2 protein-coding genes and 1 pseudogene are annotated in these 2,152 nt (G+C 36.3%); 1 reads left to right on the plus strand and 2 read right to left on the minus strand.

Going from position 1 to position 2,152, the window contains the following annotated elements; all coding sequences use genetic code 11:
* Positions 1 to 720: DeoR/GlpR family DNA-binding transcription regulator (locus tag ACH2DQ_RS23940; protein WP_395028561.1), on the minus strand; the 720-nt coding region annotated here is incomplete at its 3' end.
* Positions 721 to 876: 156 nt separating this feature from the next.
* Complete coding sequence (locus ACH2DQ_RS23945; RefSeq protein WP_394910748.1) at positions 877 to 1,617, minus strand: DeoR/GlpR family DNA-binding transcription regulator; 741 nt, start codon at positions 1,615 to 1,617, stop codon at positions 877 to 879.
* A 331-nt stretch (positions 1,618 to 1,948) separates the two neighbouring features.
* Between ACH2DQ_RS23945 and ACH2DQ_RS23950 the strand changes: the two are divergent.
* Positions 1,949 to 2,152, plus strand: a pseudogene (locus tag ACH2DQ_RS23950) (hypothetical protein); the annotation flags it as partial.

Genomic DNA, 2,152 nt, shown 5'->3' on the forward strand with positions numbered 1-2,152 from the left:
ATTTTTATAGTCTTTTAAGTCCCCGGAAATGGATTCCGTTATTACCGGGTAAGCATCCAGGTCAGCGATCTTTACCATTGTGATACAGCCGTATTTACTGGAATCTATGAGAAAGTAGGGTTTCGCTGAGTTTTGCAGAGCCAGGGATTTAATTACTTTTTCATTGATATCGTGATTGGTTATGCCGGCCTGAATGGTAAAGCCGTTAGCACCCAGGAAGCATTTATTGAAGTTAAGGTCCTTTAGGGTTGATTCTGCGATTGGACCAATACACGAGTTGGTGGTGGCTTTAATATTTCCGCCAACCATAATGGATGGTACACCATAATGTATGAGCTGGTTGATGTGAGAAATGCTGTTGGTAATTACGGTTATATTTTTATCCGTTAACAACGGAATCATCTGATAGGTAGTACTGGAGGGATCAACGAAGATTACATCGCCATCCTCAATCAGGGAAACTGCTTTTTTCGCTATCAGACATTTCGATTCTCTGTTTAAATCCAGCTTTGTGGTAATGCTGAGTTCTGTAGGCTTTTGGGCTAATTTTACGCCTCCGCCGTGGAGCAGAACTATTTTGCTTTCTTTTTCTAATTTAGATAAGTCACGTCGGATGGTGGAGATGGAAATATTCAATACATCCATTAAGTCTTCAACAGATACAATCTCGTCATTTGAGAGAATATTCAGTATCTTTTCTTGGCGCATTGCAGGAATCATAAATCGTGAGCCTCCTTGATTAAATCTTTCTTTCATTATATCACATTTGCTGTTCCATGAATGAACTTTTTTTAAAACTTAGCCGTAAAAAAGATTGTTTTCGGTCAAATATTGATGCGGAGTTGATTATTTAATGCACTTATTTTGATTAGTATATCAGTTATTTGAATAAATGATGTTTGGATAGCTGCTCAATTCTGGTATTATCTTCTCGGTTATGATGGGATAGTCACTGATATTCGCCAGTTTTACCATGGCAACTACATTAAATTTACTGGAATCCATGAGAAAATAAGGATTACAGCTTTGCCGGACGGCCAATGTTTTAATCACATTTTCATTGATATCATGGTTGGTAATACCAGAAGTTATGCTAAAGCCATTTGCTCCAATAAAACATTTGTTAAAGTTAAAGCCTTTGAGGATATTTTCTGCTATCAGTCCAATGCAGGAATTTGTGGCGGCCTTAATGGAACCGCCCACCATAATACAGGGAATTTTATAATAAATCAATTCATCGATATGGGAAACACTGTTCGTGATAACCGTCACCCGGTGTTCTTTTAAATAAGGAATCATCTGGTAAGTAGTACTGGATGGGTCCAGATAAATTACATCTCCATCTTCGATCAGAGAAACAGCTTTCTGTGCTATTTTGTCTTTGGCATCCTTATGCAGCCCCATTTTTGCGGTCATACTCAATTCTGTTATCTTTGGAAGAAGCCGGATACCTCCGCCATGAAGGAGCACGATCTTTTCCTGTTTTGATAATTTTAGCAGATCTCTTCTGAGGGTAGAGGGTGATATATTCAAAAGCTTAGTTAATGTCTCGGTTGTGATGATATCGGTATCTGAGATCATATCAATTATTTTTTTCTGGCGCAATTCTGGAATCATTGCTTCGTCTCCTTTAATTTTGCTTACTATGATTAAGTTAAGGTTTATTAATTATATCATAATATGGAGAAAATGTGAATAATTTTATTGAAAAAATGAAAATAAATGAAAAAAATATGAGCGTATTATGAAAATAAAGCTAAGAAACTAGAATGGAAATCGTGACAGTAGAAAATTATTCGGTGCTTATTTGGTACTATCTGTTGAAAAATACAGCTGAAGTAAGCAGGGTTTGTGAAAAAGTTCAGTGTTAGTCACAAAAATATCATTAATATTCAAAATATGATCAAAAATAACTTGCAAATATGACATATATATGATAATATAATGAATGAAAAGAGAAGTAACTAAAAACAATAAAAATAGGAGGAAGGTTCTTATGGCAATGAAAAAAATAATTGCAGCAGCATTAGCAGTAACACTTTTGGGGTCAACACTTGCGGGATGCAGCTCGGGGGACAAAAATACAGGGGGAACAGACAGCAGCGGAGTAAAAACCGAAGCTGGGAGTGAAAATCAAGGAAGCGAAAATAAA

It is taken from the genome of Robinsoniella sp., from assembly GCF_034124845.1.

Excerpts from the sequence above, each read along its gene's own strand:
- ACH2DQ_RS23945 (WP_394910748.1), bottom strand. The coding sequence starts at position 1,617 with ATGATTCCAGAATTGCGCCAGAAAAAAATAATTGATATGATCTCAGAT.